Origin of the sequence: Murdochiella vaginalis, from assembly GCF_902381775.1 — a bacterium.
Taxonomy (GTDB): Bacteria; Bacillota; Clostridia; order Tissierellales; family Peptoniphilaceae; genus Murdochiella; species Murdochiella vaginalis.
In genome coordinates this window covers 1631476-1652797 of record NZ_LR698969.1, presented here as the reverse complement: position 1 = coordinate 1652797, position 21322 = coordinate 1631476, and the positions used below count along the sequence as shown (strand labels likewise).

Here is a 21322-nt window from a genome sequence, read left to right as displayed (position 1 = left end):
AATGGTGGATGCGTTTCGCATGGAACATGATTCCCTTGGGGAAGTAAAGGTGCCGAAGCATGCCTATTACGGGGCAAACACGATGCGAGCGGTGGAAAATTTTCCGATTACAGGAAATCCCATTGATCGTCGCTTTATCCGGGCCATCGTGGAGGTAAAAAAAGCGGCGGCGTTGATGAACTATGAGGTCCACCAGCTGAATGAAAAGCGTACCAAAGCGATCGTTGCTTCCTGCGACCGAATCTTGGCCGGAGAGAATCTGGATCAATTCGTCGTGGATCCCATTCAAGGCGGCGCCGGCACCTCGTTTAATATGAATGCGAATGAGGTCATTGCCAACATGGCAACCGAGTCGCTGGGTGGGGAATTGGGATCGTATCACCCGGTGCATCCCAACGATCATGTCAATGAAGGACAATCCACCAACGATGTCATTCCGACGGCCGGGAAAATTGCCATGATTCGCTATTTTCTGGATTTGAAAGAGGAAGCGAAGAAGCTCAACGCCGCGTTTGAGAAAAAAAGCCGGGAATTTGACAGCTACATAAAAATGGGGCGAACGCAGAATCAGGACGCCGTCCCGATTCGCCTCGGCCAGGAATTTGCTGCCTATACCGCGGTGCTTGAACGGGATGTCAAGCGCTTTGACGCGGCGATTGAGGCGCTTTCGGTCGTCAACCTGGGCGGCACCGCCATCGGTACGGGACTAAATGCCGACGTGAATTACGTGAAAAACATCGTCCCCAAGCTCAATGAGGTGACCGGCCTTTCGCTCACGCAGAGCGCGGATCTTATCGACGGGACACAAAACCTGGACGGTTTTTTGGTGGCTTCTTCCGTATTGAAAAATTATGCGCTTTCTCTTTCCAAAATTGCTAACGACCTGCGCTTCTTAAGCTCCGGGCCGCGCTCCGGCATCCATGAAATTACGTTGCCGGCGCGACAGGCAGGCTCGTCGATCATGCCGGGGAAAGTGAATCCCGTCATTCCCGAAGTGGTGAATCAGATGGCTTTCGCGGTCGTAGGAAACGATATGACCGTCACCATGTGTGTCGAGGGTGGACAGCTGGAGCTGAATGCCTTTGAACCGGTTTGCTTTTATAAGATTTTTGAATCGCTGCGCGGTTTGCGGGGTGCGATTTATACCTTTCGCGTCCACTGCATTGAAGGACTCGTCGCGAATAAAAAGAGCTTGGAAGAAGAGGTGCAGCGCAGCGTAGGTATCGTAACGGCGCTTGCTCCGCATATCGGCTATGAAACCGCTTCGCGATTGGCGAAGACCGCGCTGGCGACCAATAAATCGTTGCGGGAATTGGTATTGGAAGAAAAGCTGATGAGCGAAAAGAAACTGGACCGCATTTTTAATCCCTATGAAATGACGCATCCCGGTATTGCCGGAAAAGAAGAGGAGGATTCTTCTCGCTAACGGCAAGCCGACAAAATCTTAATAATTTGTTAAGAAAGAGGATGGCAAAAGACGCTTTTGTCAGTATATACTAATCTGGAAAGAAACGATTGCCGGTTCGAGGAAGAGAAAGGAAAACACCATGGAAGACGTGTTCATTGCGGTGCGCAATCTCTACAAAGTCTTTCGCATGGGCGAAGAAAAAGTATACGCTTTGCGCGATGTGAACTTAGATATTGCCCGCGGAGAAATGGTGTGTCTGCTTGGCCCTTCCGGGTCCGGAAAATCCACCTTGCTCAACGCTTTGGCCGGTCTGGAACGGCCGACCAAGGGAGAGATTGTCATCGGAGGCGTGCATCTGGAGAAACTGTCCGAATCGCAGGTGACCCTATTTCGCAGTCTGAATGTCGGGTTTGTGTTTCAATCGTACAACTTGATTCCAACCTTAAATGCCATGGAAAATGTGACGCTCGGTTTGATGCTAAAGGGCGTACCGAAAAAAGAGTATGAAGAGGCCGCCAAACGGGTGTTGAACCTGGTCGGGCTCGGGGACCGCCTTCATCACCGGCCCAATCAGCTTTCCGGCGGACAACAGCAACGTGTTTCTATTGCGCGTGCACTGGTGGGTAATCCCAAGATTCTTTTTGCAGATGAGCCCACAGGAAACTTGGATACGAAAACGAGCTTTGAAGTGATGGACCTGATTTCCCGTATATCGAAAGAGGAAAATGTCACGGTCATCATGGTGACGCATGATGAAGAAATGACCGGCTATGCCGATCGGATGTTTCATATGCGTGATGGACAAATTGAACGCGTTCATGAGAGAGCATAGCAGAGAGGAGAGAACATGGGTGGAGATACATATATTCCGGGCGTAACGGACGGGCCGTCGAATGGTGATAACGGAACGGTCAATGTCACAAACAAGCCGAAGCTGATCATTTCCAACTATAGCCTGGATCCGGAAATGCCGCAAGCAGGGCAGGAGTTTGCCGTTTCCCTCACTTTTTATAATACGAATGCGGAAAAGTCCGTACGTAATATTAAAATCAGCATCGGCGGCGGCGAGGCCGGAGCGATCCCCTCGGCGACGCAGACGGGAGGTGGCCAAGCATCCGCTCCTTCTGGAAGCACCGGTTCGGTTTTTACGCCGGTCGGATCTTCCAACACCTTTTACATTTCCCGCATTCGTCCACGCGAGACGGACAAAAAGACCATCCATCTGAAGACGGCGCCGACCTTGGCGGCACAGAACTATTCCATCAACGTCTCCTTTGAATATGAAGATCTGCTCGGCAATGAGTTCACGGCGACGGAAACCATCGGTATTCCCGTCGTACAGACGGCGGATATCCTTTTGGGAGATGTACAAATGAACGGTGGCGGGGAGGAAATGCTCATGATGGGCAACCCGGCCAACGTCGATATGGACATGTATAACATCGGTAAAGATCAGCTGACGACGTATATGGTGACCATTGAGGGGAAGGGCTTCAAAGTCAACGGTTCGCCGCGCTATTTTGTCGGTAATTTTGCGCCGGGTGCGGCCGATCATTTCTCCGCGGAAATTGTTCCGCAGGAACAGGAAATTTCCGGCAACATCGTGATCACGTTTGAAGATTCCACGGGAAAGAAACATGAACAGAAGCAACCGTTCGAAGCCAAAATCGAAGGGCTTGATCAAGGGATGGCGGCGGATCCGTCGAAGCTGCGCCATGATGAAAAAACAGGCCTTCTGATCGATGACGAGACCAGCCAATACTATGATGCCAAAACCCTTGAACCGGTTCCCGCTCCGCAGGGAGGCAATTTCCCCCTTCTTCCGGTGGGCATCGGCGTTCTGGTGATCCTTGTAGTGGCAATTCTCATTCATCGGCATCGCAAGAAAAAGAAACAGGAAAAGGAGTTGAACCTCGATGCGTAACGTCGAGCTCTTACTGTTGGCTTGGCGCAATCTGATGCGCCGAAAATCGCGGACAATCCTTACGGTCATTAGCGTCGTGATCGGCGCGGTGGCTATCATTTTGATGCTTTCCTTCGGCTATGGCATAGAGGACAGCAACCGCCGCCAGATGGAACAGTTTGCACAGCTCAATGCGATTCGCGTGGAACCGACTTCTTATCAGGATCCGACCAATAGCCAGATGGGGAGCCGTCAGGGCTATTTGCGCGACGAAGAGATCAAAAAGATCAAGCAGATCGCGCACGTGAAAGACGCGCTGGGCATGAAGTACATGTCCTATGAGATTGTCTTCAAAGATCCCGCATTATCGATGTTCGGAGAAATGGCGGCGATTGATTTTGATGCCCTGCGCAAAACACAGATGGAAATGAAAGAAGGGAGTCTTCCGAGAGATACCAAAAAAAACCCGTTTATCGTGGGAAACGCGATTACGGTGTTTCGTTACAATACAAAGAATTTCCGCGAAATGCCCAAGCCGGTAAAGGATCTGGACTTTTCCCATGAAAAAGTGATGCTGCGCTCGTTTGATTACGGCAAACACGACGATACACCCGACAACAACATTATGATCGGCAATCAGGACCAGGCGGCCAAGCTGCCGTTGACCTATGCCGGAACGTTTTCCAAGTCCGATCTGCTTGTGCCCAGAGGAATCTATATTTCCTTTGACACGTTGGAGCGCATGCAAAAAGAAGAAGAAAAACGCAGTAGGGGAGATAATCCGAATCCGGATGATCCTTCCGCAACACCGCCGAAAAGGCTGACGCGAGGGAAGAAAACACGCCATTACGATAACGCCATTGTGACGGTGGACGACATCAGCTACACCCAACAAGTTATCAATGAGATCAATGACATGCAATTGAATGCGTACGCAAATTCCGATTCCATTCGCGGACAGGAAGAAGCCATGCGCGTGGTGCGTTGGATTTTCGCCGGCATCGGCTCGATTTCCTTATTGATTTCCGCCATCGGCATTGCCAACACCATGCTCATGTCCATTCATGAGCGCACGCGGGAAATCGGCGTCATGAAGGTCATCGGTGCACAAATTGGCGATGTACGGATGATTTTTCTGGTGGAATCCATGCTCATTGGCATCATTGGCGGCATCATCGGCGTTCTTTTTTCGTATCTCTTTTCCTTCGGCATCAATCATTTCTTCACCCAGGCGATGCTCGGCGAAGGATACGATATCGAGCAGAAAATCAGCCTGATTCCCTTCTGGCTGCCCTTTGCGGCATTCGCCTTCTCTGCGCTGATCGGCCTCGTTGCCGGCTATTTACCCGCCAAGCGCGCAACCCAAATTTCGGCGATTGAAGCCATTCGCACCGAATAGAGCAAAAACTCCTTCACATTCTCGCCTTTTTTCCTCCATACAGTGTGTTAAGATAAACAGAGAACTGCGGAGGAAATCATGCAACGACCGTTTGTGACAGCTGTGGTGACCGGCGCGGGCTTAGGCACGCGCATGGGCAACGGAAAAAATAAGATGCTCATTGAAATCGACGGCGGTCGGGTACTGCAACGCGCCTTGCGCGCCTTGCACCGATCGGGTGTATTTGATGCGTATGTCGTCGTTGTCAAGGAAGACATTTTACAAACCGTACAAAAAGATATTCTCCCCCAGGTGTTCGGGGAGAATTTTTCTCGTGTAACGGTTTGCCTTGGCGGCCCGACTCGGCAGGATAGCGTGAAAATGGGCCTGGCGCATTTGCCCGAAGAAACGGATATTATCGCTGTTCATGACGGAGCAAGGCCCTTTGTCTCCTCGGCCGTCATACGGCGTTGTCTTTCTCGCATCGAGAGGGGCGACGTGGACGGAACAATCTGCGTTTTGCCGATGAAGGACACGATTAAATTCGTGAATGAAAAGGGCGTGATTCAAAACACGCCCAATCGCGCGCATCTTTTCAGCGCCCAGACGCCACAAATGTTTAAAAAGTCGGTATTGCTTGATGCTTATGAAAAGGCGATCTGGGAAGAGATCCCTATTACGGATGATGCACAAATGGTCGAAATTTTCGGCGGCAAGGTGGCCACGGTGGAAGGAGACGAGGCAAACATCAAGATCACCACGCCCATGGATCTGCTCTTCGGGGAGCGCATTGTGACGGAACGGGAGGATTTAGATGAATGATATCGCGTTTCGCACGGGCCTCGGCTATGACGTGCATGAGTTGGTCGAAGGAAGAAAGCTTATTCTGGGTGGAGTGGAAATTCCCTTTGAAAAGGGGCTGCTTGGCCATTCCGATGCCGATTGTTTGGTGCATGCCATCAACGATGCGCTTCTCGGTGCGTTGGCTCTCGGGGATATCGGCCAGCACTTCCCGGACACCGATCCGCAATATGAGGGCATTTCGTCCTTGCTTTTGATGCGACAGGTGATGGACTTGGTTTCCAAACAGGGGTATCGGATTGGCAATATCGATAGCGTGATAATGGCGCAACGGCCCAAATTAGCTTCTTATATTCCGGCCATGCGCGAAGCGATTGCACATACGCTCGGCTGTGATGTGACGCAGGTTGCCGTAAAAGCGACGACTACGGAACATCTCGGCTTTGTCGGCCGCGAAGAGGGAATCAGTTGCATGGCACAGGTTTTATTGCTTCGTTCGGTGTAATGTCGAAAAAGGCGATACAATGGCTGTGTGAGAAGGAAGAGAAGAAAACCCGGAAGGAAAAACCGGAAAAATAGAGAAGGGGAAGAAATGGAAGAGAATACAGGGCGTATCCGCACGGCGGAATCCGTCACAGAAGGACATCCCGATAAAATTTGCGACCAGATCGCCGACTCGATTCTGGACGAAGTGTTGCGGCAGGATCCTCAATCCCGCTGCGCCTGTGAGGTAATGGCGTCCACCGGCATTATCTTTGTGATGGGTGAATTAACCACCAAAGCGGATGTGGACATTAACGCCATCGTGCGTCAAACCCTGCGCAAGATCGGCTATACGGATGCGGACAGCGGCATTGACGCTGAACATTGTGCCATCATTACGACCATTCGCGAACAGTCCCAGGACATTGCCTGCGGCGTCATGCGTTCCGAAGAGGCACGCGAAGGAGAATCCGAACAGCTATCCGGCGAAGGAGCCGGCGATCAGGGAATGGTCTTCGGCTATGCTACGAAGGAAACGCCGGAATTCATGCCCATGCCTCTCATGCTGGCGCATCAGCTGGCAAAGCGTCTGGCCAAAGTCCGCCGCGAGGGCATTGTGCCGCATCTGCGCCCGGACGGTAAGACACAGGTTTCCGTGGAATACGACGAGCAGGATCGTCCCAAGCGCATTGACGCGATTCTCATTTCCACGCAACACGACGATCAGGCCGATCAAAAAGAGATAAAAGAAGCCCTTTGGGATCACGTGGTCAAAGAATGCCTGGATCCGCTGATGATCGACTCGCATACGAAATTTTTCGTCAATCCGACGGGGCGTTTTGAACTGGGCGGACCGAACGCGGATACCGGCTTGACCGGACGAAAGATTATTGTTGATACCTACGGCGGCGCGGGGCATCACGGCGGTGGCGCCTTTTCCGGAAAGGATCCCACAAAGGTGGATCGCTCGGCAGCGTACTATGCGCGCTATGTGGCCAAGAACATTGTGGCGGCCGGCTTGGCCGAGAAGGCGGAAATTTGCGTGGCCTACGCGATCGGCCGTGCGGAGCCCTTTTCCATTTCCATTGATACGTTTGGAACAGGAAAACTTGCGGACGAACAGCTCTTAAAAATTGTGCAAGAGGTGTTTGACTTTCGTCCGGCAGCCATCATCAAGAAATTGGATCTGCGCCGACCAATCTATGCGCACACGGCGACATATGGCCATTTTGGACGCACGGACAACCGTTATTCTTGGGAAGAACTGGATCAGGTGGAGACATTAAAGAAATACTTGGAGTAGACCATGGCTTGGTTACGAAAAAATGTAGCGATTGATATCGGCACGACAACGATTCTTGTGTTTACCCGGGCGGAAGGAGTGAAGTTTCAGGAACCTTCTGTGGTTGCGCTGGACATTTATACCGATTCCATTGTGGCGATAGGGGAAGAAGCAAAAAAAATGTTGGGCCGCACCCCCGGAAACATCCTTGCCTGTCATCCCCTACAAGGGGGCGTGGTGTCGGATTATCGCGCGACGGAAAAAATGCTGGGGGCCTTTCTCCATCGGGCTGTCGACAAAAGTCTGTTGCACCCGGATATCATGATCAGCGTTCCCTCGCGTGCGACGCAAGTGCAGAAGCGTGCAATCTTGCAAGCTGCTACAGCGGGCGGTGCGCATCGGATTTTTCTCATTGAGGCGCCCTTGGCGGCAGCATTAGGCGCCGGTGTGGAGGTCTCCGATCCGCGTGGAACCCTCGTCGTTGACATTGGCGGCGGACTGACCGATGTGGCATTGATTTCGCTCGGTGGCATTGTCGTTGCCGAATCGACAACCGTGGCAGGCGATGCGTTTGATGCCGCTATTGCACGTTACATTCTGGAGCAACATCAGGTGATGATCGGCGAACAAACGGCCGAAGACATTAAATTGCGTTTAGGTTCCGTTCTCGCCCTCGATGCGCCGGAGCGGTTGGAAGTGAAGGGACGTCATCGTGCCGACGGACTCCCGGCGCGAGTGTATATGACAAAAAGTGATCTGGATGAAGCGCTTGCACCGCAATTTACGGCGATTGCCGAGACGGTGCATCGCGTGTTGGCACAAACACCGCCGGAGCTTTCTTCGGATCTCTATGATCAGGGGCTTCTGCTTTCCGGAGGAGGATCGTTGGTGCGCGGCCTTAGCGAAGCCATTCAAAAGCGCTGTGGCCTTCGAGTGAATTATGTCGAGCAGCCCATCAGCGCGGTTGTACGCGGTACCGGCAAAGCCTTAACCTGGATTCGTCGCATGCGTACCAGTGAAGATTTATTGGCGGAAAAAACAAGACAACAGGTAATGAACCGAGAGATCCTGCGCAAGCGGTGATAAAAGGAGGAAAATATGTCGAACTTGTTTGAAGAACTTCTGCAACGGGAACAGGAAGGACATCCGATTCGCGTGGGAGTCATCGGCGCCGGACAGATGGGAACGGGCATGATTGCGCAGATTTCCACCATCCCCGGCATGTGCGTTACCGGCATTTGTGATGTGGCGGCGGAGCGCGCGGAACAAGCGAAGCGCACGTACCTTGCCGAGTCACAGGATCAGCACAATATCATCACCAGCACGGACTATAACGAGGTCGTCCGCTCGAAAGAGGTGGATGTGGTTGTCGAAGCGACCGGCATGACAGAAATCGGCGCACGGGTATCGATGGCTACGCTTTTAGCAAAAAAACATCTGGTTCTTCTCAATGTCGAAGTGGACATTACCATCGGCGTGCTGATGAAACAGCTCTTTGATGCGGCAGGCCTGGTTTACACCGGCTCGGACGGAGACGAACCCGCTGCTACGTTCAGCCTTTTCAACTTTGCCCGCGCCATGGGCATGGAGGTTCTCGTCGCCGGCAAAGGAAAAAACAATAAACTCAAGCCCTATGCCAATCCGGATACGGCGCGACAGGAAGCCGAAGAACGCGGGATGAATCCGCACATGTTGGCATCCTTCCAGGATGGCACCAAGACCATGGCGGAGATGACGCTTCTTTCCAATGCCACGGGATTTGTTCCCGATGTGGAGGGCATGCACGGCATTACAGGCGATCTGGATGAGACCGTAAAACAGTTTGATCTGGTTCGTGAAGGCGGTGTGCTCAATCGCTTCGGTGTAGTCGATTATGTGGACGGCATTGCTCCCGGCGTTTTCGTGATCGTCAAGGGGCAAAATGCGCAGGTTGCCGCCGAAATGAATTACATGTTGAAAAAAGGCGAGCGTGAACACCATATTCTCTATCGTCCCTTCCACCTGGGCAGCCTGGAAACACCGCTGACCGTCGCGCGTGCGGTGCTGCATAAACAGGCGGCCATCGTGCAGCTGGACAAGCCGGTTTCAGAGACGGTGGCCGTGGCGAAGAAAGATATTGCAGAGGGCGAACTTATCGACGGTATTGGCGGCTTCTGTGTACGTGGACGCATCGAAACGCATGAAACGCAGAAACGGGAACGCCATATTCCTATCGGCCTTTTGGTGGGCAACGCCATTGCCAAACGAAACATCGCCAAAGACAGCGTTCTGACGGAAGAAGACGTCGAGCTGGATCCGTCCACGCAGGTGTATCGTCTGCGCAGCCTTCAGGACTCCCTCATCGGCTAACAAGTTCATAAGACAGCAGGGTGGAAGTATGGTAGAATAACCCTGCTTTTCGGGGTGTGGCGCAGTTCGGTAGCGCGCGTGGTTTGGGACCATGAGGTCGCAGGTTCAAATCCTGTCACCCCGATAGCTAAGAAAACCGCTTGAAATCAATGGTTTCAGGCGGTTTTCTTTTTGAAATGTCTGTATGATCGGGACTCTTGTCGAAGCGATTACTCTTCACTCGAAACCGGCAAAGTAAACGTCGCCGTGAGTCTTCCTTTCGTGCGGTCGTACGTTTCAAAAGAGATCAGGATTTCTTTGCTGACGTGATTTAAGCTAAACGCGGCCTGCGCTCCTACCATCTTGGCGCCGACAGGTGTCGGCTGCGGATAGACGTCAATGTCCGCGGGATACGGGCTGGCCATTTCGCCGCTGCTGTCCACGACATGACTGGGCGCGAGATAGAGCTCTTGGTCATTATTTACATAGCCGATGTTCTGATAGGTATAGGTGATCAGTACCACCTGGGCAGGGTTTTTAGCGGTATACGTATTGCGTTCGGCGATGGCCTTGACCGAATCCACCTGCAACGTAAAGAGCCCATCGACTGTCCACGGCTGGCCGGCGCTCAGTTTCACATTGTTTTTGGCCTTTTCGGCTTCCGCTTCCGATGATTGTTGCGCCTTTTCGTTCGCAAGCGCTGTTTCCAGGGATTCTTTCTCGGCAGTTAACAGGGATACTTCTTGGCGCAATTCTTCGTTTTCTCCACTCACCTTGCGATCCGCCGTGTCCGAATGGCATCCGGTGAGTGCAAATAGTACTATTCCCATGAGTAGGAACCCCTTTTTCATCGTTTCCTCCTTTGTCTTCTATTTTTCTCATCTCTATCGTAGCGCATCGGAACGGGATACATTGTAAATCTTATCGAAAGTCATCGTGGCAACGCCAACTGCTCTAATCTCTTGTAAGACGTGAATGGTGCGCATTGTCGGCATCCCGGATTGTCCCGACCCAGTTCTTTACATTGAGCGAAGGTACGCCTTCTGCTAAAATGAAGCAGCAGGCAGGACATCTTGACCGATAAGAAAGAGCTGCAAAGATGGCGTTTCGTGAAAAGGTGTTTTACAAGGATATCCTTTAGGAAACCTTGGTCTTAGGAGAAAGGAGAAACGATGTTTAAGGATTTTGGCGTGCAGATTTTTGCAGACGGCGCAGTGCTGGAAACAATGAAAAAGCAGTACGAGAGCGGTCTGGTGGATGGTTTTACGACCAATCCGTCGCTGATGAAAAAGGCGGGGGTGGAGGATTATACGCCGTATGCCAAGAAAGTCGTCGAGGCGATTCCGGATTTGTCGCTTTCGTTTGAAGTGTTTGCCGACGATATGGAAACTATGGAACAGGAAGCGCGTAAAATTGCGGCGCTGGGCAAAAATGTCTTTGTGAAGATTCCTGTCGTAAACACGAAGGGCGAGAGCATGCTCCCCCTGATTTCTCGTCTTTCCGCGGAAGGCGTAAATCTGAATGTGACCGCAGTGTATTCCGTCGCGCAGACAAAAGCGATCGTCGAAGCGGTCAGCGACAAGGCTATCACTTATGTTTCCATTTTTGCAGGGCGCTTGGCCGACAACGGGTTGGATCCCATTCCCGTCATGACGGAAGCGTCTGCAATCTGCAAAAAATACGATCATGTTCGCTTACTGTGGGCTTCCACGCGCGAAGTGTGGAATGTGTATGAAGCCGAGCGCCTGGGCGTTGATATCATCACCTGCCCGGACGGCGTATTGCAGAAGCTTGCCAAAATCGGGGACAAAACGCCGGAACAGCTTTCCGTGGATACGGTGATCGGCTTTAATCGCGATATCGCTGACCTTGGCTTTACCATTCAGTAAGCGCCATGCGTGCCGTATTACAAACCGTTAAAGAGGCATCGGTGACCATCAATGGTGAGATTGTAGGTGCCATCGACCGCGGCTATCTCCTCTATTTGGGCGTCGGCCCCAATGATACGAAAGAAGAAGTGGCCCGTTTGTGGACAAAAATCCGCAAGCTACGCGTCTTCATGGATAGCGAAGGAAAGACCAACCTTGATTTGGCGGCGGTACAGGGGAACGTTTTGTTGGTTTCCCAGTTTACCCTTTATGCATCCATTAAGAAGGGAAATCGTCCCAGCTTTGCGACGGCTGCACCGCCCGCATGGGCCGAGGAACTTTATAATGAGATGGTAACGTTGGTTAAGGCAGATTTGCCCGACGTACAGACCGGCCGCTTCGGCGCGGACATGCTCGTCTCGTCCGTTAATGACGGCCCCTTTACGCTTTGGATCGATACCGCGGAGCTGTGATGGAAGCAGGAGTCCGGCGCAAGAAAAGGAACAAGACGACGGATCTTTCCATACTAATGAAACGTGAATGGCGATATAAAGAAAGAAAAAACCGGGACAATTGTCCCGGTTTCAAAATGTAGTATCAAAACCGTATCATTCCATGACAAGAATGGCTTGATTTCAACACTTTTACATAGAAAAATCGGAGTGAGAGGATTTGAACCTCCGGCCTCCTGCTCCCGAAGCAGGCGCGCTACCGAGCTGCGCTACACCCCGTCGAATTGCTGACCATGGAATTGTACCACAGTTTTCGGCGGGAAACAAATTTTTCTGTGTGCAGCCGGTATGGAGGGGGAAACGGAACAGGCGAAAGCCGGGAGAATAGGATGACAAAGCAAATGGATTTAAAGAAAAAGATGCGCGTGATTGAGGGCTTTCCGGGCCCGGGCATCAGCTATAAAGATATCACGACGATTTTGTCGGACGCGGATGCCCTGAAGGCCATGGTGGAACAACTTGCCGATGCGGCCAAGGAATGGGATTTTGATTATGTGCTGGGAACGGAATCTCGAGGTTTCATCGTAGGTGTGCCCGTTGCAGCCCTCTTACACAAAGGATTTATTATGGCACGAAAGCCGGGGAAATTACCCGGAAACTTGATCAAGAAATCCTATACCTTGGAATATGGGGAAGCGGCGATTGAGGTGGATCGTGATTCGATACCGGATGGCGCACGTGTACTCGTTATGGACGATCTTCTGGCCACCGGCGGCACGGCGAAGACGGCCTGCGAATTGGTTGAAGCCGCAGGCGGCGTGGTTGCCGGAACGCTTTTCCTGACCGAGTTAACCGATCTCGGCGGAAGAAAAGTGCTGGAAGAGGCCGGCTATAAGGTAAAGGCGCTGTTGACCTGGACCAATTAAGGCAACCCCGACTTGCGCCGAGAACAGAGTCGTGATACACTGATGAAACGTATCCGTCGGGATAGGCTTTTTTGAGTGCGCAAAAAAGTACCGACAGGCGTCCTTCGTTGGCAGGCGAAAGAGGGATACGATTTTGGGAGTAGGAGGAAACAATGGCTGATAAAGTGAAATTGGCTTGCACTGTATGCAAGAACAGAAACTACGATACCACCAAAAACAAAAAGAACAATACGGAACGTATTGAACTGAACAAGTACTGCCCGTTCTGCAAAAAGCACACCCTGCATCGCGAAACGAAGTAAGGAGGATCTATGGCAGAGAAGAAGGCGCCGAGCCGCATTGACGGCATGCGCGCAGAAATGCGTAAGATCCAGTGGCCCACCGCTCCGGAAGTCGTGCAGTACACGCTCATCGTGCTGGTGATCGCCGCTGTGGTTGCAACGTTCGGTTGGATACTTGATCTGATTTATGGTTGGTTGGTCGGTCTTGTCATTTAATTCGTAGAATGGGGGGAAATGATGTCGGAACAGGAAAAAGACACCCTGGAAGGAAAATGGTATGTCATTCATACGTATTCCGGATACGAAAATAAAGTAAAAGATAAGATCGAAATGATTATCGAGAACAAGCAGGACAAAGATGTATTTGACGTGCGTGTTCCGATGGAAAAGTACACAGAGGTTCGTAATAACGAACGCGTGATTAAGGAACGCAAAATTCTGCCGGGCTACGTGCTGGTGAAAATGAACATCACCCCGAAGTCCTGGTTCCTGATCCGCAACACCAATGGCGTTACGGGGTTTGTCGGCCCCGGATCGGATCCGATTCCGCTCACCGCACGCGAAGTCGCACAGTTTGGCGTACGTGAGCAGATGGCACAGCGCGAGATTCACGTCTCGCCGGGCGATGCGATCGAAATTATTTTCGGCCCTTTTGCTGGTTTTTCCGCAGAAGTCGAAGAAGTACAATCGGATAAACAGACGATCAAAGCGCTCATTAACATGTTCGGGCGTGAAACATCCGTCGAGTTGTCCTATGACGACATCGAGACGCTATAGCGTATCGATGCAATAGTCGTTAGTGGGAGGGGGAACTCCCCGCTCTGACCACGATAGAAATCCCAGGAGGATACTATGGCTAAAAAAGTAAGTGCGATTGTCAAATTGCAAATTCCCGCCGGCGCAGCAACCCCGGCACCGCCGGTCGGTACCGCGCTCGGTCCTCACGGCGTCAACATTATGGAGTTTGTAAAGGCATTTAATGCGCAAACCGCGGATAAGCAGGGTTTGATTATCCCGGTGGTGATGACGGTCTATCAGGATCGCTCCTTCACCTTTATCACCAAAACACCGCCGGCTGCGGTTCTTATTAAAAAGGAACTGGGCCTGCAGGCTGCTTCGGGTGAACCCAACAAGAAAAAAGTCGGCAAGATTACCAAAGCGCAGTTACAGAAGATCGCGGAGCTCAAGAAACCGGATCTGAACGCGGCTTCGTTGGAAGCGGCGATGAGCATGGTTGCCGGAACAGCGCGTTCGATGGGAATTACCGTCGAAGAATAATGGAGCAGTGGGAGGAATTTCCGCTCGTACCACAAGGAGGATCTTATGCCGAAGAGAGGCAAAAAATATATCGAAGCAGCAAAGCTCATCGATGCGACGAAGACCTATTCCATTGATGAAGCATCCGAGTTGTTAAAGAAAACGGCAACGGCCAAGTTTGACGAAACCATCGAGCTGCACGCTCGCCTGGGCGTTGACTCCCGCCATGCCGATCAGCAAGTCCGCGGCACGGTTGCATTGCCGAACGGTACCGGCAAAGCCGTGCGCGTCGCCGTCTTCGCCAAGGGCGCGAAAGCCGATGAAGCGATTGCCGCCGGTGCGGATTTCGCCGGGGAAGACCTGGTGGAAAAGGTTCAGAAAGAAAACTGGATGGATTTTGACGTTGCCATTGCCACGCCGGACATGATGGGCCAGGTTGGTCGCATCGGTCGTGTCCTCGGCCCCCGCGGCTTAATGCCGAACCCGAAGGCCGGCACGGTCACCATGGATGTCGCGCAGGCAGTTAAAGACGTGAAAGCCGGTAAAGTCGAATATCGTACCGATAAACAGAACATTGTTCACGTGCTTGTCGGCAAGGCTTCTTTCGACGCTCAACAGATCAGCGAAAACTTGAAGGCGGTTCTGGCGGCGATCGTGAAAGCGAAACCGGCATCCGCAAAGGGCAAGTATCTGAAATCCGTCACCGTTGCCAATACGATGGGCCCCGGCATTGCGCTGGAGACCACAGCGTTGATGGAGCTTGGCAAATAACAACTTGCGAAAAAGCACGTCCTGTGCTAATCTACTATTCGGCTACCGAAGACCACAGGTGCCACGAAGCATGACGAGTATGTTTCCGGCTTAATTTCCTGTCGAGGTGGGAATGATATGCTTTTCCTCTCCCGGTGCGTCGTGCCGGGAGATTTTCAATTTGTAGCCGAAGGAGGTGAAACGAATGAAAGAACAGACACTGCAAAAAAAGCAAGCGGTGGTCGAAGAGATCAAAGCAGCGATTGAACAGGCGCAGTCGGTGACCGTTGTCGCGTATAACGGCATTACCGTGGAAAGCATCACGGATTTGCGCAACCAGTTCCGTGCAGAAGACGTCGTATACAAGGTCTATAAAAACACCATGGTGCGTCGCGCCTTCAATGATTTGGGCGTCACAGAGCTGGATGACCTGCTCAACGGCCCGAACGCGTTTATCTTCTCCAACAAAGAGATGGTGGACGGTCCGAAGATTGCGGCCAAATTCGCGCAGGATAACAAAGAGAAGTTTCAAATCCTCGGTGGATACATGGATGGTCATGCGATGAGCGGCGAAGAAATGGTCGCGCTCTCGAAACTGCCGGCGAAAGAAGTGTTGCTCAGCATGGTTCTGCGTGGCCTACAAGGCCCCATTTCCGGTCTGGCCAATGCCTCGCAAGGCATCCTGCGCAAAGCGGTTTATGCGCTCAACGCTGTCAAAGAGAAAAAAGAAGAAGAAGCCGCTTAATCGCTTAGCGTTTTCGGCAACCTGTTGTTAGACCATTAGGAGGAATATCATGGCATCTGAAAAAGTTACTGCATTAGTTGATCAAGTGAAAGAATTGACCGTTCTGGAATTGTCCGAACTGGTTTCCGCATTGGAAGAAGAATTCGGCGTTTCGGCTGCCGCTCCGGTTGCTGCCGTTGCTGTTCCGGTTGCCGGTGCTGCTGCCGGTGCTGCGGAAGCAGAACAGACGGAATTTGACGTTATCCTGAAGAGCGCTGGCTCCTCGAAGATCAACGTCATCAAAGTTGTCAAAGAAGTTTCGGGCCTGGGCCTGAAAGAAGCCAAAGCGCTCGTTGACGAAGCGCCGAAAGCTCTTAAAGAGAAGGTCTCCAAGGACGAGGCGGAATCGATCAAAGCGAAGCTGGAAGAAGCCGGCGCTGAAGTCGAGGTCAAGTAAGAAAACTTTGTTTTCGCAAGGGTTGTGTCGAGTGCAGGTTGCATTCGACACAACCCTTTTTTTGTGCACAAAAGGTTCCTCGAGCAGATAAAAGGCGAGGATTTTTATCTACTTTTGAGGACTTTTGGGGTGTGGAAATAGTTTGAAAGGGTAAATACAGAGTGGTTTATGAGGATAACGTTTTTCGGAATCGCGTTTCCGATAAAAACGCAGGGAAGGAGAAGGTATGATCGACTATCGTAAGCAATATGAGGAGAAGCTGACCACTCCCGAGGAGGCGGTCAAAATTGTGAAAGATGGCATGTGGCTGGATTATGCGCATGCACTATCTGTACCGAACTTGTTGGACAAAGCCCTTGCTAAGCGAGCCGAAGAACTCAATGAAGTTTTTGTGCGCGGCTATCTGATTTACCATCCCATTCAGATTTTAGAAGCCAATAAGCGCCTGAACCGGGACGTTTTCGTCTGGAACAGCTGGTTTATGCAAGGCCAGGATCGTCGCATGGCGCGGGAAGCGCGCGCGTTTTTCATTCCGATGCGCTATGCCGAACAGCCGGAAATGTATCGCCGTGCGGACGATGTCGAAACCGTTGACGTGCTCTTTATTCAGACGTGCGGCATGGATCAAAATGGAAATTTCAACCTTGGCCCGTGCATTGCTTCCACGAGGGAAGCGATTAAGCGCGCGAAGTATGTCATTGTGGAAGCCAATAAGAATATGCCGGTGGTGTACGGTTTAAGTGACGATTATATCAATATCACCGAAGTGCACGCGGTGGTGGAATCGGATGAACCGATCGATACCATCCCCACCATTCAGCCGGATGCGACGGATGAAAAAATTGCCGACATGCTCATTAAGGAGATCGTGGACGGCGCCACTCTGCAATTGGGCATCGGTGGCATGCCGAATGCGTTGGGCTACAAAATCGCGGAATCAGACTTAAAAGATATCGGCATTCACTCCGAAATGTACGTGGATTCCATGATGGCCATGACGAAATCCGGCGTCGTAACCGGCATGCAGAAAGAAATTCATCGTGGGAAACAGGTATTCTCCTTCTCTCTGGGTTCCAAGGAACTGTATGACTGGATGGATCACAACCAGGTGTTGGCAACGGCTCCGGTGGACTATGTCAATGATCCGTATGTGGTTTCCCAAATGGACAATTTCATTGCCATCAACAACTGCGTCGAAATCGACCTGTTCGGACAGGTCAACGCCGAATCGGGCGGCATTAACCAGATTTCCGGAACGGGCGGACAGTTGGACTTTGTCATGGGCGCTTACATGTCTAAAGGCGGAAAATCCATTACGGCATTCCAGTCTTCTCGCACCGACAAACAGGGCAATATGCAGAGCCGTATTGTCCCGACGCTAAGCCCCGGAACGATCGTGACGGATCCGCGTACCACCACACACTATGTGGCAACCGAATACGGAATCGTCAATCTGAAGGGAAAATCCACCTGGCAGCGTGCGGAAGCACTTATCAGCATTGCCCATCCGGATATGCGCGAAGACCTCATTCAGGAAGCGGAGCGCCTGCATATCTGGCGAAACAGCAATAAACGCTAAAAAAAATAAGCGGTCAAGGGGTTTGCCGATACGGTCAAATACCGTGCAAGAAAGGGGAACCCGGCGCACGACATCATTGTGAATGATTTGACAGCGTGCGGGAAAGCGATAGAATAAAGGATAGGCGTGACGGCTTTTGTACCGTCTAAACCGTGGCCTGTCTGCAAAGGAAAACAAGGCCATTCAAACGAGAGTGAAGGGGGAAACATGACACGTAAAGTATTTATTACCGGCGCCGTTCGTACGGCAATCGGCACCATGTCGGGTGTATTAAAGGACACACCGGCGGTCAAACTGGGAGAAGTTGTCGTTCGGGAAGCCATGAAACGCGCCGGCGTAAAACCGGAACAAGTGGATTTCGTGTACATGGGAAACGTATTACAGGCCGGTCAGGGTCAAAACGTGGCCAGACAGGTTGCAATCAATTCCGGACTGCCTGTTGAGACTCCTGCGGTAACGCTGAATGTAGTCTGCGGCTCCGGCCTCGAAGCGGTAAACACTGCGGCGCGTCTGATTCAAACAGGCGAAGCGGATATTGTCATCGCCGGCGGCACCGAAAACATGGCCATGGCACCGTATGCCATGATGAAAGGCCGTTTCGGCTATCGCATGAATAACGCCACGATCGTGGATACCATGGTGAATGATGCGTTGTGGGATGCTTTTAACGATTTCCACATGGGCATCACGGCGGAAAACGTAGCGGAAAAATACGGCATCACGCGCGAGGAACTGGATGCCTTCTCGGCAAGAAGTCAGAACCGTGCGGAAGAAGCACGCAATGCCGGCCGCTTTAAGGATGAAATTGTTCCGATGGAGATCAAACTCAAGAAAGAAACCATCACCTTCGATACGGATGAGGGCATTCGCGAAGGCCAAACGCCGGAAATTTTGGCAAAGTTACGTCCGGCCTTCAAGAAAGACGGCATTGTGACAGCCGGCAACAGCTCCGGTATTAACAACGGCGCATCGGCCATGATCCTCGTTTCCGAAGAGAAGATGAAGGAATTGGGCCTTAAACCGCAAGTGGAATGGTTGGGTGGAACACTCGCCGGCGTCGAGCCAAAAATCATGGGCGTTGGCCCCATCGAAGCCACCAAGAAGATCTGCAAGCGTCTGGATATCAAACCGACCGACTTTGACCTGGTGGAATCTAACGAAGCCTTTGCGGCACAATCCGTAGCGGTGGTGAAAGAATTAAAGCTGGATGAAAACAAAGTCAATGTCAATGGTGGCGCTATTGCACTTGGCCATCCGGTGGGATGCTCGGGCGCTCGTATCTTGACAACACTGATCTATGAGATGCTGCGTCGCGAGGAAGCGGATCTGGGTCTGGCAACACTGTGCATCGGCGGCGGCATGGGATGTGCAGCTGTTGTGCGGAAAGTGAAATAAGTATGGGCATCATTCAACGTGAGCGAAGAGGCGAGATCGAGATTCTCACGTTACATCGTCCGGAGGCACTGAACGCTTTAAATAGCGCAGAGCTTCAGGAATTAGAGGACACCATTGATGCGATTGACCTGGAGGCGGTGCGTGTCGTCATCCTGACGGGCGCGGGCGATAAAGCGTTCGTGGCAGGTGCCGATATTGCGCAGATGAAGGATTTGGGGGAAACGGAAGCCCGGTCCTATGCGGAATTAGGCCATCGGATTATGCGAAAGCTGGAGACTTTGCCTGTTCCTGTGATCGCAGCGGTAAACGGTTATGCGCTTGGCGGCGGCAATGAGCTTGCGATGAGCTGCGATATCCGCTATGCCTCGGAAAACGCGATCTTCGGGCAACCGGAAGTCGGCCTGGGCATTACACCCGGCTTTGGCGGAACACAGCGTTTAGCGCGTCTGATCGGCTCGCGGTCCAAAGCCAATGAAATGCTCTTGTCGGGACGTACCATCAATGCAGAAGAGGCCTTGCGCATCGGTTTGGTGAGCGCGGTTTTTCCGCAACAAGAACTGATGGCACAGGCGATGAAGCTTGCAGAGACCATTGCCAAGAACGCTCCCATCGCGGTTCGAAAGACCAAAGCGGCGCTACAGAAAGGCATGGACCTTCCTTTGGAAGAAGGCCTCAAGAGGGAAGTGGATGCCTTTGCAAATTGCTTTACGACGCACGATCAGGTCGAAGGCATGACCGCTTTCTTAGAAAAGCGAAAAGAGAAACATTTTACCAATCAATAAGCGGGGAACGAAGAGACCCGTTTTCGGGTCTCTTCCTCTTGAGCTTATGGGATAAATTTTTAACAAGATTGGCGTGCTTTCCGTGGGGAAAGCAGGAACCTGACACATGGAGGAGGAAAGAATGGATTTTACGTTAAGTGAAAAGCACAAGATGGCGCAACAGCTGTTTCGTGACTTTTCTCTGGCAGAGGTGAAGCCGCTTGCCCAGGAAATCGATAAAGAGCATCGTTTTCCGGAAGAAACGGTCGCCAAGATGGCGAAATACGGATTTTTAGGCATTCCCTTTGCGAAGGAATACGGCGGACAGGGTTGTGACACGCTTACATACGCTATGTGCGTTGAAGAGTTGTCTCGTCATTGCGCATCGACGGGCGTTATTGTTTCCGCACATACCTCACTTTGCGCGAGCCTGATCGAAAAATTCGGTTCCGAACAACAAAAACAGAAATATCTCATTCCGCTGGCCAAAGGCGAAAAGTTAGGCGCATTCGGTCTGACCGAACCGGAAGCTGGTACGGATGCAGCCGGTCAGCAGACGACGGCGGTGTTGGACGGTGAGGAATATGTCATCAACGGCTCCAAGATCTTTATCACGAACGCGGGCTATGCGGATGTGTACTGCATTTTTGCCATGACGGATCGCACCAAAGGCAACCACGGCATTTCCTGCTTCATCCTGGAAAAGGGCATGGAAGGTTTCTCCTTCGGCATTGCCGAAGACAAGATGGGCATTCACGCCTCCTCCACTCGCGAATTGATTTTCAACAACGTACGTGTCCCGAAGGAAAACTTGGTCGGCAAAGAGGGCAAGGGATTCGGTATCGCGATGGGTACGCTGGACGGCGGCCGTATCGGTATCGCCGCGCAGGCGCTGGGCATTGCACAGGGCGCGCTGGATATCGCCAAAGAGTACGTTAAAGAGCGTAAACAGTTCGGACGTCCGCTTGCTAAGTTCCAGAACACCCAGTTCAAGCTGGCGGAGATGGAAATTGAAGTACAGGCGGCTCGCATGCTTGTCTATCGCGCGGCCATCGCAAAAGATACGCAGAAACGCTACAGCGTCGAAGCGGCTACGGCAAAACTGAAAGCGGCTCGTACAGCTTCTTGGGTCACGAATCGCGCAGTTCAGCTGCTCGGCGGCTACGGCTACATGGTGGATTACGATGTGGAACGCATGATGCGTGATGCCAAGATCACGGAAATCTACGAAGGCACGTCGGAAGTTATGCTCATGGTGGTCGGTGGCGACCTGTTGAAATAGGAGGAAT

Annotated in this window: 24 protein-coding genes, 2 tRNA genes and 1 other annotated feature; of the genes, 24 read left to right on the top strand and 2 right to left on the bottom strand. The window is 51.9% G+C overall.

Annotated elements, in window-relative coordinates:
- Positions 1–4: 4 nt before the first annotated feature.
- The 10 genes from FXY30_RS07440 to FXY30_RS07395 all read left to right on the top strand — a co-directional run bounded on the left by FXY30_RS07440 (position 5) and on the right by FXY30_RS07395 (position 9728).
- Positions 5–1426: an aspartate ammonia-lyase gene (locus FXY30_RS07440; RefSeq protein WP_197675380.1), complete on the top strand. Its 1422-nt coding sequence runs from the start codon at positions 5–7 to the stop codon at positions 1424–1426.
- Positions 1427–1547: 121 nt separating this feature from the next.
- Positions 1548–2240 carry an ABC transporter ATP-binding protein gene (locus FXY30_RS07435; RefSeq protein WP_071706001.1) on the top strand — a complete coding sequence of 231 codons (693 nt, stop codon included), beginning with the start codon at positions 1548–1550 and terminating at the stop codon, positions 2238–2240.
- 15 nt (positions 2241–2255) lie between these two features.
- Entirely contained in the window at positions 2256–3332 is a 1077-nt protein-coding gene (locus tag FXY30_RS07430; RefSeq protein WP_071706000.1) for a COG1361 S-layer family protein, read from the top strand.
- Positions 3325–4710, top strand: a complete 1386-nt coding sequence (locus FXY30_RS07425) for an ABC transporter permease (protein WP_071705999.1) — start codon at positions 3325–3327, stop codon at positions 4708–4710. Before FXY30_RS07430 ends, FXY30_RS07425 begins: the two co-directional genes overlap by 8 nt.
- Positions 4711–4788: 78 nt before the next feature.
- Positions 4789–5511 carry a 2-C-methyl-D-erythritol 4-phosphate cytidylyltransferase gene (ispD, locus tag FXY30_RS07420; protein ID WP_071705998.1) on the top strand — a complete coding sequence of 241 codons (723 nt, stop codon included), beginning with the start codon at positions 4789–4791 and terminating at the stop codon, positions 5509–5511.
- Positions 5504–5995, top strand: coding sequence for a 2-C-methyl-D-erythritol 2,4-cyclodiphosphate synthase (gene ispF / locus FXY30_RS07415; RefSeq protein ID WP_071705997.1), 492 nt, complete (start codon positions 5504–5506; stop codon positions 5993–5995). The genes ispD and ispF overlap by 8 nt, the downstream gene beginning before the upstream one ends.
- Positions 5996–6082: 87 nt before the next feature.
- Positions 6083–7276, top strand: a complete 1194-nt coding sequence (metK, locus tag FXY30_RS07410; RefSeq protein WP_071705996.1) for a methionine adenosyltransferase — start codon at positions 6083–6085, stop codon at positions 7274–7276.
- 3 nt (positions 7277–7279) lie between these two features.
- Positions 7280–8338: a rod shape-determining protein gene (gene mreB / locus FXY30_RS07405; protein ID WP_071705995.1), complete on the top strand. Its 1059-nt coding sequence runs from the start codon at positions 7280–7282 to the stop codon at positions 8336–8338.
- A gap of 15 nt (positions 8339–8353) precedes the next feature.
- On the top strand, positions 8354–9604 hold the full coding sequence (locus tag FXY30_RS07400) for an NAD(P)H-dependent oxidoreductase (RefSeq protein ID WP_071705994.1): 1251 nt from the start codon (positions 8354–8356) through the stop codon (positions 9602–9604).
- A gap of 50 nt (positions 9605–9654) precedes the next feature.
- Positions 9655–9728, top strand: a tRNA-Pro gene (locus FXY30_RS07395).
- An 85-nt stretch (positions 9729–9813) separates the two neighbouring features.
- On the opposite strand, the gene FXY30_RS07390 is transcribed toward FXY30_RS07395, so the two are convergent.
- Positions 9814–10434, bottom strand: a complete 621-nt coding sequence (locus FXY30_RS07390; protein WP_071705993.1) for a hypothetical protein — start codon at positions 10432–10434, stop codon at positions 9814–9816.
- Positions 10435–10755: 321 nt separating this feature from the next.
- Between FXY30_RS07390 and FXY30_RS07385 the strand changes: the two genes are divergently transcribed.
- Positions 10756–11472 (top strand): transaldolase, encoded by a 717-nt coding sequence (locus tag FXY30_RS07385; protein ID WP_071705992.1) that lies wholly within the window; start codon positions 10756–10758, stop codon positions 11470–11472.
- 5 nt (positions 11473–11477) lie between these two features.
- A complete protein-coding gene (dtd, locus tag FXY30_RS07380; RefSeq protein ID WP_071705991.1) occupies positions 11478–11924 on the top strand; it encodes a D-aminoacyl-tRNA deacylase in 447 nt (148 codons plus the stop codon).
- A 184-nt stretch (positions 11925–12108) separates the two neighbouring features.
- Here the strand turns inward: dtd and FXY30_RS07375 are convergent.
- A tRNA-Pro gene (locus FXY30_RS07375) sits at positions 12109–12182 on the bottom strand.
- Between the two features lie 110 nt (positions 12183–12292).
- On the opposite strand from FXY30_RS07375, the gene FXY30_RS07370 reads away from it, so the two are divergent.
- The 12 genes from FXY30_RS07370 (at position 12293) to FXY30_RS07315 (ending at position 21315) form a co-directional block, all read left to right on the top strand.
- Positions 12293–12829 carry an adenine phosphoribosyltransferase gene (locus FXY30_RS07370; protein WP_232009052.1) on the top strand — a complete coding sequence of 179 codons (537 nt, stop codon included), beginning with the start codon at positions 12293–12295 and terminating at the stop codon, positions 12827–12829.
- Positions 12830–12981: 152 nt separating this feature from the next.
- A complete protein-coding gene (rpmG, locus tag FXY30_RS07365) occupies positions 12982–13131 on the top strand; it encodes a 50S ribosomal protein L33 (RefSeq protein ID WP_066922933.1) in 150 nt (49 codons plus the stop codon).
- 9 nt (positions 13132–13140) lie between these two features.
- Positions 13141–13326, top strand: a complete 186-nt coding sequence (gene secE / locus FXY30_RS07360; RefSeq protein WP_071705990.1) for a preprotein translocase subunit SecE — start codon at positions 13141–13143, stop codon at positions 13324–13326.
- Between the two features lie 21 nt (positions 13327–13347).
- Positions 13348–13887 (top strand): transcription termination/antitermination protein NusG, encoded by a 540-nt coding sequence (gene nusG, locus FXY30_RS07355; RefSeq protein WP_071705989.1) that lies wholly within the window; start codon positions 13348–13350, stop codon positions 13885–13887.
- 75 nt (positions 13888–13962) lie between these two features.
- The gene (gene rplK / locus FXY30_RS07350) at positions 13963–14388 is read left to right on the top strand and encodes a 50S ribosomal protein L11 (RefSeq protein ID WP_071705988.1); all 426 of its coding nucleotides are present in this window, start codon (positions 13963–13965) and stop codon (positions 14386–14388) included.
- Between the two features lie 45 nt (positions 14389–14433).
- Positions 14434–15138: a 50S ribosomal protein L1 gene (gene rplA / locus FXY30_RS07345; protein ID WP_071705987.1), complete on the top strand. Its 705-nt coding sequence runs from the start codon at positions 14434–14436 to the stop codon at positions 15136–15138.
- Positions 15139–15165: 27 nt separating this feature from the next.
- Positions 15166–15304, top strand: a sequence feature (ribosomal protein L10 leader region).
- An 18-nt stretch (positions 15305–15322) separates the two neighbouring features.
- Positions 15323–15862, top strand: coding sequence for a 50S ribosomal protein L10 (gene rplJ, locus FXY30_RS07340; protein WP_071705986.1), 540 nt, complete (start codon positions 15323–15325; stop codon positions 15860–15862).
- A gap of 49 nt (positions 15863–15911) precedes the next feature.
- Complete coding sequence (gene rplL / locus FXY30_RS07335) at positions 15912–16298, top strand: 50S ribosomal protein L7/L12 (protein ID WP_071705985.1); 387 nt, start codon at positions 15912–15914, stop codon at positions 16296–16298.
- A gap of 226 nt (positions 16299–16524) precedes the next feature.
- Positions 16525–17877, top strand: a complete 1353-nt coding sequence (locus FXY30_RS07330; RefSeq protein WP_071705984.1) for an acetyl-CoA hydrolase/transferase family protein — start codon at positions 16525–16527, stop codon at positions 17875–17877.
- 207 nt (positions 17878–18084) lie between these two features.
- On the top strand, positions 18085–19272 hold the full coding sequence (locus FXY30_RS07325) for an acetyl-CoA C-acetyltransferase (RefSeq protein ID WP_071705983.1): 1188 nt from the start codon (positions 18085–18087) through the stop codon (positions 19270–19272).
- Positions 19273–19274: 2 nt separating this feature from the next.
- Positions 19275–20054, top strand: coding sequence for an enoyl-CoA hydratase-related protein (locus tag FXY30_RS07320; RefSeq protein ID WP_071705982.1), 780 nt, complete (start codon positions 19275–19277; stop codon positions 20052–20054).
- A 121-nt stretch (positions 20055–20175) separates the two neighbouring features.
- Positions 20176–21315, top strand: a complete 1140-nt coding sequence (locus tag FXY30_RS07315) for an acyl-CoA dehydrogenase (protein ID WP_071705981.1) — start codon at positions 20176–20178, stop codon at positions 21313–21315.
- Positions 21316–21322 lie beyond the last annotated feature (7 nt).

Coding starts and splice junctions, on each gene's coding strand:
- FXY30_RS07435 (WP_071706001.1), top strand. CDS start 1,548: ATGGAAGACGTGTTCATTGCGGTGCGCAATCTCTACAAAGTCTTTCGC.
- FXY30_RS07430 (WP_071706000.1), top strand. CDS start 2,256: ATGGGTGGAGATACATATATTCCGGGCGTAACGGACGGGCCGTCGAAT.
- FXY30_RS07425 (WP_071705999.1), top strand. CDS start 3,325: ATGCGTAACGTCGAGCTCTTACTGTTGGCTTGGCGCAATCTGATGCGC.
- ispD (WP_071705998.1), top strand. CDS start 4,789: ATGCAACGACCGTTTGTGACAGCTGTGGTGACCGGCGCGGGCTTAGGC.
- ispF (WP_071705997.1), top strand. CDS start 5,504: ATGAATGATATCGCGTTTCGCACGGGCCTCGGCTATGACGTGCATGAG.
- metK (WP_071705996.1), top strand. CDS start 6,083: ATGGAAGAGAATACAGGGCGTATCCGCACGGCGGAATCCGTCACAGAA.
- mreB (WP_071705995.1), top strand. CDS start 7,280: ATGGCTTGGTTACGAAAAAATGTAGCGATTGATATCGGCACGACAACG.
- FXY30_RS07400 (WP_071705994.1), top strand. CDS start 8,354: ATGTCGAACTTGTTTGAAGAACTTCTGCAACGGGAACAGGAAGGACAT.
- FXY30_RS07390 (WP_071705993.1), bottom strand. CDS start 10,434: ATGAAAAAGGGGTTCCTACTCATGGGAATAGTACTATTTGCACTCACC.
- FXY30_RS07385 (WP_071705992.1), top strand. CDS start 10,756: ATGTTTAAGGATTTTGGCGTGCAGATTTTTGCAGACGGCGCAGTGCTG.
- dtd (WP_071705991.1), top strand. CDS start 11,478: ATGCGTGCCGTATTACAAACCGTTAAAGAGGCATCGGTGACCATCAAT.
- FXY30_RS07370 (WP_232009052.1), top strand. CDS start 12,293: ATGACAAAGCAAATGGATTTAAAGAAAAAGATGCGCGTGATTGAGGGC.
- rpmG (WP_066922933.1), top strand. CDS start 12,982: ATGGCTGATAAAGTGAAATTGGCTTGCACTGTATGCAAGAACAGAAAC.
- secE (WP_071705990.1), top strand. CDS start 13,141: ATGGCAGAGAAGAAGGCGCCGAGCCGCATTGACGGCATGCGCGCAGAA.
- nusG (WP_071705989.1), top strand. CDS start 13,348: ATGTCGGAACAGGAAAAAGACACCCTGGAAGGAAAATGGTATGTCATT.
- rplK (WP_071705988.1), top strand. CDS start 13,963: ATGGCTAAAAAAGTAAGTGCGATTGTCAAATTGCAAATTCCCGCCGGC.
- rplA (WP_071705987.1), top strand. CDS start 14,434: ATGCCGAAGAGAGGCAAAAAATATATCGAAGCAGCAAAGCTCATCGAT.
- rplJ (WP_071705986.1), top strand. CDS start 15,323: ATGAAAGAACAGACACTGCAAAAAAAGCAAGCGGTGGTCGAAGAGATC.
- rplL (WP_071705985.1), top strand. CDS start 15,912: ATGGCATCTGAAAAAGTTACTGCATTAGTTGATCAAGTGAAAGAATTG.
- FXY30_RS07330 (WP_071705984.1), top strand. CDS start 16,525: ATGATCGACTATCGTAAGCAATATGAGGAGAAGCTGACCACTCCCGAG.
- FXY30_RS07325 (WP_071705983.1), top strand. CDS start 18,085: ATGACACGTAAAGTATTTATTACCGGCGCCGTTCGTACGGCAATCGGC.
- FXY30_RS07320 (WP_071705982.1), top strand. CDS start 19,275: ATGGGCATCATTCAACGTGAGCGAAGAGGCGAGATCGAGATTCTCACG.
- FXY30_RS07315 (WP_071705981.1), top strand. CDS start 20,176: ATGGATTTTACGTTAAGTGAAAAGCACAAGATGGCGCAACAGCTGTTT.